10 protein-coding genes are annotated in these 18,305 nt (G+C 37.1%); 2 read left to right on the top strand and 8 right to left on the bottom strand.

Going from position 1 to position 18,305, the window contains the following annotated elements; translation table 11 throughout:
• Nucleotides 1-4: 4 nt before the first annotated feature.
• From AC0IWT_RS05630 to AC0IWT_RS05620, 3 genes are read right to left on the bottom strand one after another with little or no spacing between them, the layout of a single operon-like run.
• Nucleotides 5-1,033 (bottom strand): DegT/DnrJ/EryC1/StrS family aminotransferase, encoded by a 1,029-nt coding sequence (locus AC0IWT_RS05630; RefSeq protein WP_235528622.1) that lies wholly within the window; start codon nt 1,031-1,033, stop codon nt 5-7.
• Between the two features lie 43 nt (nt 1,034-1,076).
• On the bottom strand, nt 1,077-1,451 hold the full coding sequence (locus AC0IWT_RS05625; protein WP_056872579.1) for a sugar 3,4-ketoisomerase: 375 nt from the start codon (nt 1,449-1,451) through the stop codon (nt 1,077-1,079).
• A complete protein-coding gene (locus tag AC0IWT_RS05620; protein ID WP_471796356.1) occupies nt 1,439-2,308 on the bottom strand; it encodes a beta-1,6-N-acetylglucosaminyltransferase in 870 nt (289 codons plus the stop codon). Before AC0IWT_RS05620 ends, AC0IWT_RS05625 begins: the two co-directional genes overlap by 13 nt.
• A 282-nt stretch (nt 2,309-2,590) precedes the next feature.
• Between AC0IWT_RS05620 and AC0IWT_RS05615 the strand changes: the two genes are divergently transcribed.
• On the top strand, nt 2,591-3,502 hold the full coding sequence (locus AC0IWT_RS05615; protein ID WP_056872581.1) for a glycosyltransferase family 2 protein: 912 nt from the start codon (nt 2,591-2,593) through the stop codon (nt 3,500-3,502).
• Nucleotides 3,503-3,511: 9 nt separating this feature from the next.
• On the top strand, nt 3,512-4,681 hold the full coding sequence (locus AC0IWT_RS05610) for a glycosyltransferase family 2 protein (protein ID WP_471796355.1): 1,170 nt from the start codon (nt 3,512-3,514) through the stop codon (nt 4,679-4,681).
• Between the two features lie 7 nt (nt 4,682-4,688).
• Here the strand turns inward: AC0IWT_RS05610 and AC0IWT_RS05605 are convergent, their stop codons facing one another.
• The 5 genes from AC0IWT_RS05605 to AC0IWT_RS05585 form a co-directional block, all read right to left on the bottom strand.
• On the bottom strand, nt 4,689-5,474 hold the full coding sequence (locus AC0IWT_RS05605; protein WP_056872583.1) for an FkbM family methyltransferase: 786 nt from the start codon (nt 5,472-5,474) through the stop codon (nt 4,689-4,691).
• A gap of 77 nt (nt 5,475-5,551) precedes the next feature.
• Entirely contained in the window at nt 5,552-6,385 is an 834-nt protein-coding gene (locus tag AC0IWT_RS05600) for a cupin-like domain-containing protein (RefSeq protein ID WP_056872584.1), read from the bottom strand.
• Nucleotides 6,386-6,501: 116 nt separating this feature from the next.
• Entirely contained in the window at nt 6,502-7,227 is a 726-nt protein-coding gene (locus AC0IWT_RS05595; RefSeq protein ID WP_471796354.1) for a 4'-phosphopantetheinyl transferase family protein, read from the bottom strand.
• Complete coding sequence (locus AC0IWT_RS05590; protein WP_471796353.1) at nt 7,199-11,215, bottom strand: amino acid adenylation domain-containing protein; 4,017 nt, start codon at nt 11,213-11,215, stop codon at nt 7,199-7,201. The genes AC0IWT_RS05595 and AC0IWT_RS05590 overlap by 29 nt, the downstream gene beginning before the upstream one ends.
• A 6-nt stretch (nt 11,216-11,221) precedes the next feature.
• Nucleotides 11,222-17,842 (bottom strand): amino acid adenylation domain-containing protein, encoded by a 6,621-nt coding sequence (locus AC0IWT_RS05585; RefSeq protein ID WP_471796352.1) that lies wholly within the window; start codon nt 17,840-17,842, stop codon nt 11,222-11,224.
• Between the last annotated feature and the right edge of the window lie 463 nt (nt 17,843-18,305).

Here is an 18,305-nt window from a genome sequence, read left to right as displayed (position 1 = left end):
ACAACTACTTAAATTTATTTATAATTTCAACAACCTTATAGATGTCATCAGCTGTGTGGGCAAATGAGCATGGCAAGCTTAACGTGGTGGCGTGTATTTCTTCTGAAATAGGGTAACTTAAATTATTTAACGAATGAAGTGCTTGCTGTTTATGCGGCGCAACAGGATAGTGAATTTCTGTATCTATATTGTTTTCTGATAGATAAGCTTTTAAACGATCTCTTTCCGGATGTCGGATATTATAAATATGGAAAACGTTATCAAAATTTTGGTCAATTATTGGTTTGATAAAGCTATCATTTAAACTGCTTTGATAAATGGATGCTAAAGCTTTTTTATGATTATTGATTTTATCCAAGTACGGTAGTTTCACACGTAAAAAAGACGCCTGTATCTCATCCAAACGAGAGTTGTAACCAATTATGCCGTTATGATATTTCTTCTCTGAACCGTAGTTACGCAACTGCCTGAGCTTTAGATAATCTGCTTCGGTTTTGCAAATAATTGCTCCAGCATCTCCTAAAGCGCCAAGATTTTTGGTCGGGTAGAAACTAAAGCAGCCATACTCGCCAAAACTACCCGCTAGTTTTCCACTATATCTTGCACCATGAGCTTGTGCACAATCTTCAACGATTTTTAAATTATGTTTTTGCGCTAACTCAGCTATAGGCCCCATTTCACAACATTGCCCATATAGGTGAACCGCCATTATGGCAACCGTTTTTGGACTTATGCTATCTTCAATTTTTTTTGGGTCTATATTATACGTTTCAATACTAGGCTCAACAAAAACGGGAACCAAATCACATTGTAAAATAGCTAAAATGCTGGCGATGTACGTATTTGAAGGCACAATTACTTCATCACCCTTCTTAAAATTACAACATTTTAAAGAAAGGATAAGTGCATCTAAGCCATTGGCAACACCCACAACATATTGCTCGTTATGGTAATTTCCAAACTCCTTTTCAAATTGTGAAACTTCGTTACCAAGAATGTACCAGCCACTGTGTAAAAAATCGTTAAATTTCAATCTAAATGCGTCTTCGAATGGTTTATTGAGCGCCTTTAAATTTTCATATGGTATTCTTGTAGGGCTCATATATATAGTCTTTAGGGTCGAAGGCTGTTGATGCGAGTACTAATAAGATGGCGTCGCTCGAAAATTCATGCATTACATGCCAATCCTGAGGTTCTAATATTAAACATCTTTCGGGAGAGTTTAATTCAAATATCTCAGTTTTGCTTCCATCACTATTTGTTATTTTACAAGACCCCTGGATGCAAATTGCTGCCTGATAGGTATTGTGATGCCTGTGTCCACCGCGATCTGAATCGTCTACTGCGTAAATGTAGAAAAGTCGTTTTATTTCGAAATCGACTACGCTGTCTAGCACGGTTAAAATTCCGCGACTGTCTTTAAATGTTGTGAGGTTAATTACGTGAGCCATGTAAATACGCCAAATAAGGTAAGAAGTTGACTATCAATTAAGTCCAATAGTTTTTTGCTTTTTATTTCATTTACTTTTCTGGCGAAAAGCATGTCAGAACTTTTTAAAGCATCAAAATCATGTTCATCAAGAACTTTTGGATTTGCCCCTCCCAAAGACCAATCAATGTACCTATAATTTTCATTTTTGATCTTATCCTTGAACGGCGAATTTAAAAGCATGGTCTGGAATACAAATTCATCGCTTCCCCAACATAATGAGAAGAAATTGATTAGCTTTTTATCATTTTCTACTGTATCAACTACATGCATCGCTGCCTTCGGACTCAACATCCAAAACATCGATTTGCCATAAGGATGCAGATTATAAGGCAATTTCCGTTTAGGCATAACATAGTTAATTATATTCTCCAAACTGGTTTTGCCTTTAAAATTATAATTGGCTAAAAAGTATTTTTCCATTCTTATCAAGCCTTCTTTCCAATCGTTTTTAATGTCTTTGTAGCTTAAAAACTCTTTATCGCTTTTTTCGAAGAATTCAGCCAAAAACGCCGCAGGTTTTAATGGATAATCTTGTCCGCTTAAAAAATTGATGTATTTGTATTCAATACCTTTATTAACAATTTCTTTGATACATTCAAATGTTGCTCTTACGGTATTAAACCCTGCCCATTTTACATTAATTCGATTATTAATAAAATAAACGTTAGGTATTCTTTTTAAAAAAAGATGAGGGTTAATATCGAACTTTTTATCAACATGAATATAAAAATCGAAATTTTCATGCATCATATTGTTTATCATTCGCTCTGTTTGGTGGGGGTCTGTGTAAGTTAAAATAAGGTGGGCTATGCGCATTTTTTCAATTAAGGATGATGTAATTAATTACTGTTGTTAGGCAGTGCTAATAAGCAAAACAGCTTTAAAAACATTAAATTTTTAACTACCAAAGGGACAAAGTTCAAATTTAGGAATATAAATTAAAATAGAGCATTGATTTCTTGATTAAAAACTGTCTCATTTTGTATAAATTTAGCTACGCTATTTCGATGTTTGATTAATTTTAATACAACAGCCTACTATAGATTTAGTTTTAATTATGTGCATTTCTTACAGTAATTTCATTATTTTTACGCAATAATGAAGTCTGTATCAATCGTCACCGTTAATTTCAATCAACACCAGGTTAATCTAGATTTCCTAAATTCTTTGAAACAAAATCCTTCTAGATATGATGTAGAAGTTGTTTTTGTGGATAATGGGAGTAAGGAAGAGTTTGAGCAGGAGTATAAATCAATTTATCCGGAATTAATTTACATACGCTGTAATAAAAACCTCGGCTTTGCCGGTGGAAATAACGTGGGCATAAAGAAAGCAACCGGTGACTACCTTTTGCTTTTAAATAATGATACAGAGATTACGGCTGATACGATAGATATTTTGGTTAGTGAAATGGAAAGCAATGCCGAAATAGGGTTATTATCTCCCTTAATTTTGTTTTATGATCAACCTGAAATTATTCAGTACGCAGGCTTCACAGACATGAACTACATCACCTGTAGAAATGATGGTATCGGGAGTATGCAACGTAACAATGGTCAGTTTGATGAAGATAGTAGACCTACAGCGTATTGCCACGGTGCGGCAATGATGTGTAGGCGAGTCGATTTGGAAAAAATTGGATTAATGGCCGATGAATTTTTTCTATACTATGAAGAGTTGGATTGGTGTGAAAGATTTCGAAAGGCAGGAAAAAAGATTTGGTTTACGGGGAAGACAAAAATTTACCACAAAGAATCGATGAGCGTAGGAAAGGAGAGTGCAATTAAAACCTATTTCATGACCCGCAATCGGATGCTGTTTATCAGAAAAAATACCGGCTTTGCGAATACAATTTTATTTAGTTTATATTATATATTTATCGCTTGTACAAAGCAAATTATAACCTACCTTTTAAAAAATAGATTGGATTTGGTGAAATGGACATTTCGGGCCTTAGCCTGGAATTTTACAAATACTAAAAATAGCAAAAAGTTAGGTTTTAAAATTTAAACATCCCAAATGATTACAGCTTTCTGGATTTCGCTATTCCTCGTTATTTACACTTTTGTTGGTTACGGTTTTTTACTATTAATTCTGGTCAAAATAAAAAGGTTTTTTATAAAGCCGTTTTCATTTAGCGTTAACGCCGAATTGCCTACGGTTACCATTTTAATCGCCGCGTGGAACGAGCAAGATATTATTGATGAAAAAGTTTTAAATACACTTGATCTAGATTATCCAAAAAATAAGATGCAGGTTATTTTTATAACCGATGGCTCTACAGACGAAACTGCTGAAAGGATAAGTAAATACACTGAAGTGGAATTGCTGCATGAAAACATCAGAACTGGTAAAATGGCTGCCATAAAGCGAGCCATGCCTTATGTGCGGAACGAAGTTTTGATTTTTACGGACGCAAATACTTTTTTAAATAAAGCAGCCATAAATGAACTTGTTAAGCACTACCAAAATCCAAAAGTAGGTGCTGTGGCAGGTGAGAAAAGAATAATGGTTGAAGAACTAGCTGATGCAAGTTCGGCAGGAGAGGGCTTTTACTGGAAGTATGAATCGAAATTGAAGAAATGGGATTACGAACTGTATTCAAACGTTGGTGCGGCTGGAGAACTTTTCAGCATCAGAACAACGCTTTACCAACCGGTTGAGTCGGACACGATCATCGACGACCACATGATTGCCATGCGCATTGCTGAGAAGGGATTTCTCATCGCCTATGAACCAAATGCTTATGCATCTGAAACATCATCTGCGAATGTAAAAGAAGAATTGAAAAGAAAAATAAGAATGGCGGCCGGAGGCATTCAATCCATTTTAAGGTTAAAAAAAGCAGCTAACCCATTTCATTATCCTGTGCTTACTTTTCAATATATATCGCACCGGGTTTTAAGGTGGACAATTACTCCATTTCTTCTAATTTTACTCGTACTGATCAATTTGTTAATTGTCGTCAAAACCGACATATTTTTGTATGAGTTTATTTTAACCGCTCAGGTCGCATTCTATTTGTTAAGTGCGCTGGGTTGGTTTTTCGAGCGTAGAAACATTAAAATAAAGGCGTTTTTTATACCTTACTATTTTTGTATTATGAACTACGCAGTATTGGCAGGTATGGTTCGATATTATAAGAAAAATCAAAGCGCCGCCTGGGAGCGTTCGCTGCGGAAAACTTAGAAATCTGCTATTCCTTCGATTTCAACATTGCGAAAACATCTTTTCTTATGAAAGTTCTTTTCATCATATAAGTTGAATGTACCAAAACATACCCTGCTTTCATGAGCTGATTCGACGATTTCCTAATCCTAAGCTTATGGGCTAAATCTTTTTTGTGATAAACTTCATCGAACTCAACGCAAATGATTTTTACATCAAGTTTGTCTTTTACAATGCTATCGATAACCGTATATTCTGCGCCTTCAATTTCAATTTTAACAAGATCAACCGTTTTATGGTTAAACTCTCTCATGAAATTGAACAGACGGTCTACAGGGGCTTCTATATATTCGCCTGAATCCTGAAAGAGATAAACAGAGTGCGAGATATAATTGTCTAACTGGGGTGCATAAAACTTTAAAGTTGTTTTCTCATTCCAAACACCTTTATTTACGTATGTTATTTCCTGTATCTGATTGCTATTTAGTCTATAAAGAAAATTTTCATCATCAAAAACCCCAAAGGTTTCACCTTTAGCTAATGTCGCCTCTAATTTTTTGAAGTAGTTAATGCCCTCGGGCATTGGGTCGAAGATAAAAACCTTCGAATCGAACAAGACTTTTAGTTCCGTATCAAAAGAGATATCTTCTCCGGCGCCAATACAATAGCAAACGGAATTTTTATCAAGGAAATTGGCTGGAATGGTGTAACCATGATGCTCTGACCCAACATGTATTAAATTTTTAAGCGATTTAACATGCGAGTAGGGATGAAATTTTATTATTTTCTTTATAGTTTCTTTAAGAGCAGCCATTATTTTGCTTGGTTTAGATATGAAATTTGAACGAATTATAAATTTAACGCAGTATTATTGGCCGCGGCAGCTTGGGTTTATTTTAAGCTATTTCCAATTTTACAGCCAAGCCATGCATAACTATGCATTGTTAAGGCCTTAACAATTCCCTCACGCCTTTTAAAATCCCAAACATCTTTTAAAAAGGGTTTGTAATTTTTTTCATTTAACTGATCGAAAGCTACCGAAATGGTGGTAGTAAGCGAATAGGCAGAGTGCCAGGTACCAAATGGTATAAATAAGGTTTCACCTGGGCCGACTGCGAAGTTTATTGGCGTGGCTTCTTTATATTTAGGAAATTTTTCGTAATCAGGCTCAAAAATGTTGACTTCTGAACGCCAAGGGTCGTCAGCTTTCGGATAAAGTAAGTGTTCCTGCCCGCGGGGGAAAACTGTGAACTGCTTTTCTCCATACAATTGTGTTATCCAGGCATTTAAATGATAATAATCTAAATGCAGGTAAGGGAATTTACCACCCGGACCGCCAATAAATAGTTCTGTTGCGCTACCCCAATAACCCTTCTTAAACCATTGGCTCTCCAGCCAGTTTGGTAGCGCATAGTTTAAATTTAATGGTTGGATGAGCGGCAGTAATTCAGGCAAATCGGTCGTGATATTGTATTTTAAAGGGTATGGTGCCGGATTTTCAATAGTGCTGCTTTCTACCAAATCAAAAACCTCACTCATGGTATAAGTTTTACCTTCTTTCTTCAAAACCCTGTCCCCATAGTTATTCTTAAACCAATCTGGAGAGAATAAGCCTTTAGCTTTCCATACGCTTGAAGCATTTTTAAAAACTACCGGGATACCTGGTTCGTAGAAATTTTTTATAAATTCCTGGTGCGTAATGTTATCAACTTTTTGAATTTCCATGGGATGAAACTGAAGTTTGGGATACAATTATAATTAAATTTTTTAGGTTAAGTGTTTCCTGTTTTAATGATATTTGGTGCAGTATAAATTTTTATTAGGAAAATTTATGGTACAGTTCAATGTTTTAAATACCAGTATTGATAAATGCTTTTAGGTTTTGTTGATGCTGTACTTAAAACGTATGCTTCGTTTAATTTGAAACTTTTTAACTCATAAAAAACACCAAATCGTTCTACGAGCGCTTCCGTGCAATTGATCGCAGGTAAATCGTCTGTCAAACCCTCGCCGGTTGCTTTTAGTAATGCCTCTTTTCGCGTCCAGAATAGATAGAATATATCTAAATCTGTTATCATATTAATCTCCGCTTCACTAAAGCATTGCTTGCTTAATTCATCATAATTTAAATTTGGATCGATGTGCTCAATATCGATGCCAACCACACCAGTACTTATCGCTAACATAACACAATCTCCACTATGGCTTATATTAAAATGTATACCATTTATATATGGCTTTTTGTACCTGTTATATTCGAAATGTACATCTGCAGGATCTTTATTTAACATTTTTGCCACAAGCAATTTACTGTAAACCTTACCGGTAATATATCTTTTTCTATCATTCTCCTGAATAAATCTTGCTTCTTTTTTAAGTTCATCATCAGTTAAGATCAGTTTGCTGATATCTTTTATTGCCTGATAGCTATCAATTGAAATTTTGAAAATATTTACGCAGTCTTTGTTTAGAAGCGTATGCTCCTCATAATCATTCCAAAATACATTGTTGTGTATCAACTTATTCAATTTCTGAAAATCAAGACTCGATACTCCGTAGAACTGCATTCAATTTGTCTGATAAAATCTTCACATATTCAGGTTTAAAAAATTGAAGGTGTTCCAGCGGGATATCGATCAAAGTTAATTTTCCATTTATGTAAGGCGCCCATCCATTTGTTTTAGCGTGTGGTATGTAGCTCAATAAAATGTCGTTTGATTTAAACAGGTGTACATCTGCATCGTATTTTTTAATTTTATACTTATGGAAAGCTTTTGCGTGTACACTTTGTATTTTGCTTAAAACATATTTAGGGTTTGATAAATCTTTTTCTATCGGCTTAATCTTTTTATATAAATTATACATCGTACCAAAGGTAAAGCTGACTTTGTGGCGTAAAAATTCTTTGGGATGCCTGAACAGATAAACGAAGCCGAATCCAACAAACTTAAATGTCCAGTTTATAATCTCCTTATGATTATTTTTGCTAGCCAGCTGAAGATAGCTTTCCCCATCGAAATAGGTATCCAACAGACCCAAAAATGAAACCTTTTTGCCCATTTTTGCCATTTGATTGGACATCTCTAATGCAATTGTGCCACCAGATGAGTAGCCCATGATTAAGTAAGGTCCGCTAGGATTATTAGCAATAATTTCTTTAATGTAATCTGCAGCAATTTCTTCAATTGTTTCAAGCGGTTCAATTTCAGGATTTAAACCCTTTGGCTGCAAGCCGTAAATCGGTCGTTCGGCATCTATTTCTTTAGCAAGTGGCTTGAAAACAATAATATTCATGCCTTGCCCATGGACGATGTATAGTGGAGCTTTTGAACCAGATAATTTTATCGGAATTAAAGAATCCCAGTTAATATCCTGCTTTGATTTATTTAACTGCAGTGCAAACTTTTCTACAGTAGAGTTATCAAATAAGATTGACAGTGGCAACCTCAAGTTTGTTTGCTTTTCAATTTCTACCATTACCTTTATAGCAATCATCGAATGTCCACCGAGTTCGAAGAAATCGTCTTTTATGCTTATTTTTTCAAGGTTTAAATTTTTAGACCAAATATCAGCAACAAGTGCCTGCATATCGTTCTGTGGCTCAATTATATCGTTAACATCTGACTGATTTCCGGTATTAAATTCGGGTAGCGCTTTCCTGTCTACCTTACCATTTGATGTTAAGGGAAGGTTATCCAATTCCATGTAAATTTTAGGAACCATGTATTCTGGCAACTGCTTCCTTAAAAACTGCACCACATTGTCCCTATCAAAACTGACGTTAAGCACTAAATAGGCAACGAGCTCCTTTTCGTTTTGCTCAACTTCTACCGCAAAAACTGCCGATTGTTTTATATTTGGATGTTTTTGCAGCGTATTCTGAATTTCACCCAATTCTATCCTATTACCTCTGATTTTAATCTGGTCATCAATTCTTCCCAAGTATTCAATATCTCCGCCAGCCAACCATTTAACCAAGTCTCCGGTTTTGTAAATTCTTTCCTCAACATCACTATTTGGGTTTTTCACAAAGACACTATCAGTCAGTTTGCTATTGTTTAAGTAACCTTTTGCTAAACCCAAACCACCAATATAGAGTTCGCCAGGAACACCTACAGGGCAGTTTTTTAAATTCTTATTTAGTACGTAGATGGTAGTATTCGAGAAAGGCTTACCAATGGGTATAATTACAGGGTAATTAAAATCCTTATCAACCAAATGAATTAACTTACCTATTGTAGTTTCTGTTGGGCCATAATGGTTTACAATTTGACAGGATGCGTCTGAAGCGTTAATCAGCTTAATATATTCTGCGGGTAATGCTTCGCCACCAAACATTAAAATTTTCTTAGGCAACAACAATCGTTGTTGAGTCATTAGAAACTTCCATTGCGATGGCACTATTTTTAAGAAGTCGATCTGATTATCAGTAAAATACCGGTGGATATAATCGGTATTATTGAATCTATCTTTTGCGAAAATATGAAGTTGAGCGCCTAAAGTTAAAGCACTGAATAGGGTAGTGTTGCCCAAATCGGTAGAAACTGAAGAACCAAGCGCAAAGCTTTTACAGTCTTTCAAACCAGAGATTTTACTTCTTAAGCCAAATAGATAGTCAGCTAAGGCAACATGCGGAATCATAACTCCTTTAGGGTTTCCTGTTGAACCAGAAGTGTAGATGATGTAAGCTAAAGCATCGGGGTTAGAAACCAAGGGTGGTTTTGACGTATTTTCTTGCCAGACAGGCGTTTTTTCATCATCTATCTGGATTGTTTCCTGACCAACTAATTCATTGAGTTTTTTAGCAATGACCTTATCGCAAATGATGTGATTAGATTTTATTTCATCGATAATAATCTTTATCCTGCAAATTGGATATTCCGGATCTATCGGAACATAAGTACCGCCCGCTTTTAATATCGCAATTATGCCTATAACGGTTTCTAATGATGGATGAATGCAAATTGGAACCAGTGCATTGTTTTCTAAACCTTTATTTGCTAAATAATTAGCAAGTTGGTTTGCTCTGGCATCTAAATCCTTGTAGGTGAGTGATTTACCTTCGCATACAACTGCTACATCATTTGCTTTGGTCGCAACAACATGTTCAAATAAATCGAGGATAGTAAGGTTTTGAGGAAAACTTAGCGTTGCCGGCGTTATGTCTGGAAACGGGTTTATATTGGCAGTGGTGTCGGCTATTAATGTCTCAGGATTTTCGGAAACAACCATGAGCAGGGAAACGAAATCATCCATCATTCTGTTTATTGTTTCAGAAGTGAATAATTGCGTGTTGTATGCCCATTCAAAAATCATCGAATCCTTTGAACCATTAACATTTAACGAGATTTCGAATGTTTGCGATACTCTTGGGTTTGATATAATTTGATGGCTTAAGCCCGAGAAACTAACCGCATCATCCATTCCTCTATCAACATTAAAAACAACAGGGACCAAAGGAATATTGGCCTTATTTCTCTTAACATTTAATTTCTTTAACAGCTCGCTAAAGGTTAGCCTTTGATGATCATAGGCGTCCAGTATTTCGTTTTTCCTATTTAGTAAGTAGTTTATAAATGAGGCGTTTGGATCTATTCTACTTCTTAGAGGCAATAAATTTACACAATGACCAATTAAATTCAAGTTTTCTGATGCCAGTTGACCAGCAGCTGGTAAACCTAAAACAATATCTTCCTGGCCGGTTTGGTTGTATAGAAAAACTTCAAACGCAGCAATTAAAGTCGATACCACGCTGCTTTTTGATTTTACTGACAGGCGCTTTACAGATTCGTAAAGTTCAGGGTCGACAATATAATCATTTCTTTTGCCCTGGTATGTTCTATTTACCGGACGGCTAAAATCTAATGGCATATCTAAAACCGGAACATCGTCTTTATATTGATCTAGCCAAAACTGCTGGGTTTGTTTGTACTCTTCGCTACGAATAAAAGCAACCTGCTCAAGCGCATATTTACTTATTTGATCTGGAGGTTGAAGAGGCAATTTGATTCCACTTAAACATGCATTATAGCAGTTGCTCAAATCTTCCAGGAAGATGCCAAGTGACCACCCATCGCCGATGATATGGTGGATGATGATAGTAAAGTAGTGCGTATCATCATCAAGTTTATGAACAAATAGTTTTAGCAGCGGACCTTCGTAAAGATTGAAAGGAATGCTGATTTCTTTTTGTACAAAAGTTTTTAGTTCCTGATCTAATAATTGTGACCCTACGTGCGAGAGATTACTGAAAACAACTTCAACATCAACTTTATTGTAAACGATTAAGTTCTCGCCATCTTTAGAAACAGTTGCCCTCAAAGCTTCATGGCGAGATGTAACCATTTTTACAGCATCCTGAAAGGCTGAGAAATTAAATCGTCCGGTTAGTTTTAGTGAAACAGATTCGTTGTAAGCCAAACTCGCTGTATCACCACCAATAATACATGATAACCAAATCTCTTTTTGAGATTCGTTTAGTGTTATAACCTTCTCAATCTCCTTTCCTTCTTCGAAAGGATTATAATCCACCTCAATAAAGTTAGTCTCCGTCATGAAAAATTATGTAAGTTTAACATGAAGGTACTTTCCGTTCTGATTAGGATCCTGAATAAACCATGCAGGGTTTCCCTCTTTATCTTTACCGAGTCTGGCACCCGCAACCGGTGGATTATCTGCACTCACAACAACCTCATCTGCAACAAAATTGCCATTTAATTGATTCGTTGAGGAAAAAAAATCAGCTTTAATCATTTCATCCATACTCTCTATGAAGCAACTAACAATTGTGTCTATGTTTTCGTATGTTAGCGTTTCTGTTATGAAGCATGGAAATCCGTCAAGAATATGAATTCCTTTTTCCCGCATCAGTGTAAACATCAACTCGCTGTAAGGAATTTCTTCATGGTATTTCACTTTCCAAAGAGAGCCATAATTGGCGACATAAATCGGCAGTTTTCTTTTTTCAAATGCATCATTTATACCTTTAGTAAGGTAAGCACCTTTTTTATTTAATTCCTCTTGCAATGCTGGTCCTTTTTCTTTCATATAATTTAGAGAAGCCTTCGCTGATGCCAAAGCTAAAGGATGCCTGACAAAGGTTCCGGCGAAATAAGTCACGCCGATTTCCGGATAAGACTGATCTCCATACTCCCAATGTCCACCATCTAAGGCGTCCATCAACTCCCGGTTACCAGCAATAACACCGATTGGAACACCTGCGCCGATAACTTTACCATAAGAAGCAAGATCTGCCTTGATGCCAAATAAGGCTTGCGCACCACCCGGATGCATCCTGAAACCAGTAATTACTTCGTCAAAAATCAATGGAATTTCCTCATCAAGCGTAATTTGCCTAACCTTCTTTAAAAATTCTATCGGAACGAATTCAGGTCTTCTGCTTTGCACAGGCTCAACAAGTACTGCAGCAATTTCAGCAGCTCTTTGTTTGATGATTTCCAGAGATTCATCCGTTCCGTAATCTAATACTAATATATTTTGTACGGCTTCAGGCATAATTCCGGCTGCCGCGGGGAAAGACTTTAGTTTTTTAGTTCCTCTAACTAAAACTTCATCAATGATGCCATGATAAGAACCTGTAAATGCTACTATAAGTGAACGGGCTGTTACAGTTCTCGCTATACGGATGCAACCTAATACTGCTTCAGAACCTGTACTACAAAGTGCAGCCCGGTCGAAACCTGTAAATTCACATATCAACTTACTTACTTCGGCAGCCAGCTCATGCTGAGGGCCAACTTCGTAACCTTTGTCGATTTGCTCATGCATTGCTGCCTTTATAACTTCAGGCTGATAGCCCAACATGCTCGAGCCAAAACCATTTAAAGCATCAATGTATTCATTGCCATCGATATCCCAAAGCTTACTTCCTGCAGATTTGTTGATTACAATAGGATAGATGAGTTCTTTGGTTGCCGGTCTGAATCCCGAAACAACCCTTGGGTCTGCCATGTAAGCTCTGCTATCTGCAGTGAAGGATTTACTTTTTGCAGTTTTGTTATTATATCTTGAGGTTAGGTTGTTGATGAAATCTGCCTGTTTTGCATTAAGCTCGGTAGAGAGACGTTCAATCTTGGGGGTGGCACCAAATGGCTTTTGAATTTCGGCTGTCTCTTCCTTAGAAAGCGAAAAATCATTCGGTTTCTTTTCCTCTAACTTCGCAGGCTGCTTGTTAATTTCGCTCGGCAATACCTGCTGAAAAGTTGTATTAATATTGCCGCCTTGAAGAAGAATCACCTGTTTAGACAATATTTCCAGTTGCTGGGCAATCAAACTGAGGGCGCCATCATTTACCATTGCCGGCATTTTGTTTTGCTGCACTTCAGTAAACTGACTGCCATTTGGTGCGTTTTGATGGTAATTGGCCACAGGGTATGACGCCACAGGTTCATCATCAGCAGTGTTGATAAGCAGATAATCAACCAATGTATCTATTGAAGAATATTCTTCATTTAGTTTTCTGAAGGTGATTGGAAGGTTGAATTCCTTTTTGAGAGAGATTGCAATTTGAGTAAGCAAAAGTGAATCTAAGCCCAACTCCAGGAAATTTGCTTTGAAGTTGGCATTGTTTATTTCAATACCTGAAGCATCTTCTAATATTTGCTTAACTTTTTCTGTCAGATTACTTTTTCGCATGTTAGTTGTATTTTTTGGCGTGTCCGCTTGCGTAACTTGGGTAAAATTAGCTGGGGTGGGTTCTTGTTTTTTAGCATCAACCCAATACCGCTTTTTGTCGAATTGATAACTTGGTAAGTCTATAATGTTGCGAGACTGACCGGCATAAAAGTCTGACCAGTTAGGACTGATACCATTTATCCACATCGTACCCAGTGCATTTAACATACTGGCGTATTCGGTTTCTTTAAAAGACAAACTTGAAACAGCAGCAACTTTGGTTGAATGGCCGGCGGCAACTTGTTTAATCAACGTTGAGGTTACATTGCCAGGACCAACCTCAAGAAATAAAGGTAAATCTCCTTCAAGTATTGTCTCAATAGCTTTTGAAAAGAAAACGGTTTTTCTTAAATGCATGGTCCAATACTCAACGCTTTGAGCTTCCTGATCGTTTAACAGTTTGCCTGTAACGGTAGAAACGATTTTTTTATTTGGCGCCGCAAGCTTAACCTCTGCAACAATTTTTTCGAATTCCGGTAGAATGGGGTCCATCATTGAAGAATGGAACGCGTGGCCCGTAAAAAGTTCTTTATTTGCAATTTCGGCTTTATCAAGAAACTTAATAAGTTCTGCGATTTGTTCAGTCGGACCTGCAACCACACACGATTTTGGGCTGTTTATCGCCGCGATGGATAAATCAGCTGACAACATTTTCGACACAACTTCGCTACTTTCCCTAACTGATAACATTGCACCGACAGGCAAATTACTAATTAGCTTTCCCCTCGCTGAGATTAGCTTTAAGCTATCATCCAGTGAAAAAATGCCTGCAAGATGCGCTGCTACATATTCCCCAATACTATGGCCACAAAACAGGGTAGCAGTGATACCCCAACTCATCCAGAGTTTCGCCAAGGCATATTCTGTTACAAAAAGAGCCGGTTGAGTGTACTTGGTATCTTTTAACTTTTCAGTAGCTTCGATAGAAGGCTCATCAACAAAAATTAAAGAACGAATATCTGTATCGAGGTATTTTTTTAGCAAACCTGCACATTCGTCTATCGCAGCTGCATAAACTGGCTCTTGCTGATAAAGTTCAATGCCCATGTTTACATATTGTGCACCTTGCCCAGGGAACGTAAATACAATTTCCTGTGGTAGTTCTTTAACTACTTTATCATTAATTACATCTGGTTGGGCCAGTAATTCTGTTAAGTGATTTGTTGAGTTGGCTACAATAAACTGGCGGTATTTAAAATTCTTACGCGTTGTTTGCAGTGTATAAGCTACATCAGAAAGCTGTGTGGTTGGATTTGAATTTAAGAAACTATTCAGTGCAATGCCGTAGCGCTCTCTGCTATGCTCTGAATTGGCCGACCATGTGATAAGTTCGGCAGGCATTTTTTCTGTAGGTTCATCTGTTGGAATATCATATCCTTCAAGTATCACGTGTACATTGGTTCCTCCAACGCCAAATGAGCTTACGCCAGCAGTTCTTTTACCCGATGCTGCCCAGTCTGAAAGTCTATCATTTACGAAAAATGGACTATCCTTGAAGTTTATGTTTCTGTTTGGTGTTTCAAAACCCAGTGATGCCGGGATTTTTTTGTGGTGAAGGGCAAGACTGGTTTTGATAAATCCGGCAACGCCTGCAGCATGAGTTAAGTGACCGAAATTACTTTTTACCGAACCTATCGCACAGAAATTATTGCTTTCCTGATTTCCAAATGCATCAACCAAACCTTCAAATTCAATCGGATCGCCGATGGGGGTACCCGTTCCATGTGTTTCAACATAACTAATCTCTGCTGGATGTACTCCCGCATCTATAATAGCGGAAGAGATTGCCTCAGATTGGCCTTCACTGCTTGGTGCGGAAAAGCTTCCTTTTCCGAAACCATCGTTATTTACACCAACCCCCTTTATTACGGAAATTATTTTGTCGCCGTCTCTAATGGCATCATCAAGTCTCTTTAAGAGAACGGCACCAGTACCGTCGCTAAAAACAGTCCCAGTCGACTGATCATCAAAAGGTTTGCTATGCCCGTCAGAACTCAGCATACTTCCTTCCTGATAAATATGGCCGCTTTTTATCGGGGCTGTAATACTCGAACCACCTGCAATTGCAAGTTCGCACTGATTTGCTCGCAAGCTATTTACCGCACTAGCGATTGCTAACAGCGAAGTAGAACATGCCGAGTTTACGCTTACTGCCGGACCTTTTAAATTTAAATGATAAGCCGTACGTGAGGCAATGTAATCTTTATCATTAACGGATAAGACTTGTATTTTACCCAGGTTATTTATTAAATCTGGATGCTGTAAAACATTATTTTCATAATAGGTGTTATTTCCTGCCCCCGCAAACACACCGATTTTCTTATCTGAGGATAAGTTGCCTGTTTTTTCAAGCACCTCGTAAGAAATTTCTAGGAAGATCCTTTGTTGGGGATCCATTAATTCGGCAAGTTTAGGGTTAATACCGAAAAAAGATGCATCAAAAAGGTCAGCATTTGCTATAATTCCCCGAGCCTTTACATAAGCCGGGTCATTTTTTAATTCCTCGTCTACACTTTCGTCTAGTTCTGCTGTTGAAAAGAAAGTCACACTCTCTCTTCCTTCAATTAGGAGACTCCAAAATTCTTCGATGGTGTTCGCACCGGGAAACCTGGCAGACATCCCGATAACTGCGATGTCTTTCGAGCTACTTGAAAAATCATCCACGTTGCCGTAATTTCTCCTGGTAGTCGTTTTTTCTAAAGAATTTACAATACCCGAAATGGTTGGGAATTGGTATAGTTTCGTAACGGGAATGTTGTAGCCTAAAGATGATTTAATAGCAGCCACAGCTTTCTGTGCAAGCAATGAATTTCCTCCGATTTCGAAAAAGTTATCTTCTAAACCTATGCTATCGTATCCAAAGATGCTTTTAAATACATTTTCGATCTCAATTTCTATTATGGTAGAAGGCTTTTTAAAAATAACATTTGTTTGTGGGCGCTTCAACTCAGGTTTAGGCAAAAGTTTTCTATCAATTTTACCACTTGTCGTCTTCGGAAATGCATTTAACCACATGAAAGAATCAGGTAACATATATTCAGGCAGAGATTTGGCTAACCAATCCTTCAATCCATTCGTTTCCAGATTTTTCTCTTCACCGATTACGTAAGCAACCAAAATTTGTCTTCCCGGTAAGTCTTCTCTCAACAGAACTGCTACCTGACTAATGTCTGGATGGTGAGCCACAGCCACTTCAATTTCTCCAAGCTCTACCCGGTGCCCTCTAATTTTGACTTGCAGATCCTTTCTTCCCAAAAATTCAATATTTCCATCTGAAAGAATTTGGGCTAGATCGCCGGTTCTATAAATTCTGGTTCTGGATTCTGGTAAAAAAACAAATTTTTCAGAAGTTAAGTCTGGTAAATTTAAATAGCCATTTGCAAGGCAAACGCCGCTGATACACAATTCGCCTATTTCGCCGTTAGCCACTTTATTTAGCTGTTCGTCAAGAATTAATATTTCGGTATTGAAAATGGCTTTTCCGATGTTTGGAAGGGCAGGCCATGCGGCAGGCGAACCCGTTAACTTCAATTCGGTAACCACATGAGCCTCAGTTGGCCCATACTGATTAAATAAAACCGAACCTGGAATATTTGTAAAAAAGCTGACGACCTGCGGCGTAACTTTCAGTTGTTCACCGGCTGTCATTACCTCGATCAAAGACTGAGGATAAATGTTGTTGACAACTGCGGTTTCGGTTAAAGATTGCAATGCTACAAAAGGAAGAAATATTCTGTTAACTTTTTGTCCGTCTATGAGCTTCAATAGCATATGTGCATCAAGCCTGTAATCTTCAGAGATTAATACAAGCTGCCCTCCGATAGTTAGGGTCGCAAAAATTTCCTGAAAGGAAACATCGAAACTAAGCGGAGAGAATTGCAAGGTTTTAGTTCCAAACCCAGCCAATGAGTGCTCTTTTTGCCAAAGTAAAAGATTTATCAAAGCCATCTGACCCATGCATACACCTTTAGGAATTCCGGTGCTACCTGATGTATGCAAAATGTAAATTAAACTATTTTTTTGGGTTTCTATGTCCAGATTCTCGTCTGGAAACCCGGCTGAGTCTCTTATAGCATCCTCAATAAAAAGCGTTTTAGAAGAAAGGTTTGCGTATTTTGCTTCATGTTTTCTGCAAATCATAAAAAAATATGCTTCGGAATTGTCTAATATAAACGTTACTCTTTCCGAAGGGTAGCTAATATCTATCGGTACATAAGCGCTTCCCGTTTTGATGATTGCAAGTAAAGCAATAATCACGTCAACCGACCTTTCCGTTGTTAACGCGATTTTGCTATTTACTTTAATGCCCTTTTCAATCAGGAGTGCAGCCAGCCGATTAGCTTTTGCGTTTAATTCTGAATATGTAAGGCTGACGCCATTAAAACTCAGGGCGGTTGCATTACTATTTAGCTTTACACTATCATTGATTAATTTATTCAGACTAATATTGATATTTCCAGTTAAGAATTCTTGCTGTGCTAAAAACATCTTTTGGTTAATTGAGATGAATTGATATTAAAACTTAATGTGCTCTTGCTAAATCTAAAAAATGTGAAATTTATACACAAATATTTAAATTACAAGTGGCAGACTTGATAATGAGTGATTTGAGGTTTTAAAGACGCTACAATTACTCTGCAATAATTTCTGAATAAAATTTTATTGCGTAAATTCTGTAAATCCGGTACTATTTTGAGATTGTCAATCATGATAGAGAGTAGTTGACTTAAATTATTTCACTGGCAGTCTTGTTAATTACTACCACTGCATTTGTTTAATAGGGTTTGACGTTAATTTTGCGTATTAATTCGTACAATTCAAATATAGCAAAAAGCTATTTATATTATCGTATAAAATATGTTATAGTCGTGCCGACTGTAAATTTAATTCATTTCAGATGTATCTTTTAGCATATTAAACGTTTTTGCACAACCGAAATCAAGCACAAAAG

The organism is Pedobacter sp. AC464, assembly GCF_979253075.1.
The sequence above is the reverse complement of the archived record's forward strand: the minus strand, read 5'-3'. Positions and strand labels throughout refer to the sequence as shown.

Coding starts and splice junctions, on each gene's coding strand:
- AC0IWT_RS05615 (WP_056872581.1), top strand. CDS start 2,591: ATGAAGTCTGTATCAATCGTCACCGTTAATTTCAATCAACACCAGGTT.
- AC0IWT_RS05610 (WP_471796355.1), top strand. CDS start 3,512: ATGATTACAGCTTTCTGGATTTCGCTATTCCTCGTTATTTACACTTTT.
- AC0IWT_RS05600 (WP_056872584.1), bottom strand. CDS start 6,385: ATGGAAATTCAAAAAGTTGATAACATTACGCACCAGGAATTTATAAAA.
- AC0IWT_RS05605 (WP_056872583.1), bottom strand. CDS start 5,474: ATGGCTGCTCTTAAAGAAACTATAAAGAAAATAATAAAATTTCATCCC.
- AC0IWT_RS05585 (WP_471796352.1), bottom strand. CDS start 17,842: ATGTTTTTAGCACAGCAAGAATTCTTAACTGGAAATATCAATATTAGT.
- AC0IWT_RS05620 (WP_471796356.1), bottom strand. CDS start 2,308: ATGCGCATAGCCCACCTTATTTTAACTTACACAGACCCCCACCAAACA.
- AC0IWT_RS05625 (WP_056872579.1), bottom strand. CDS start 1,451: ATGGCTCACGTAATTAACCTCACAACATTTAAAGACAGTCGCGGAATT.
- AC0IWT_RS05595 (WP_471796354.1), bottom strand. CDS start 7,227: ATGCAGTTCTACGGAGTATCGAGTCTTGATTTTCAGAAATTGAATAAG.
- AC0IWT_RS05590 (WP_471796353.1), bottom strand. CDS start 11,215: ATGACGGAGACTAACTTTATTGAGGTGGATTATAATCCTTTCGAAGAA.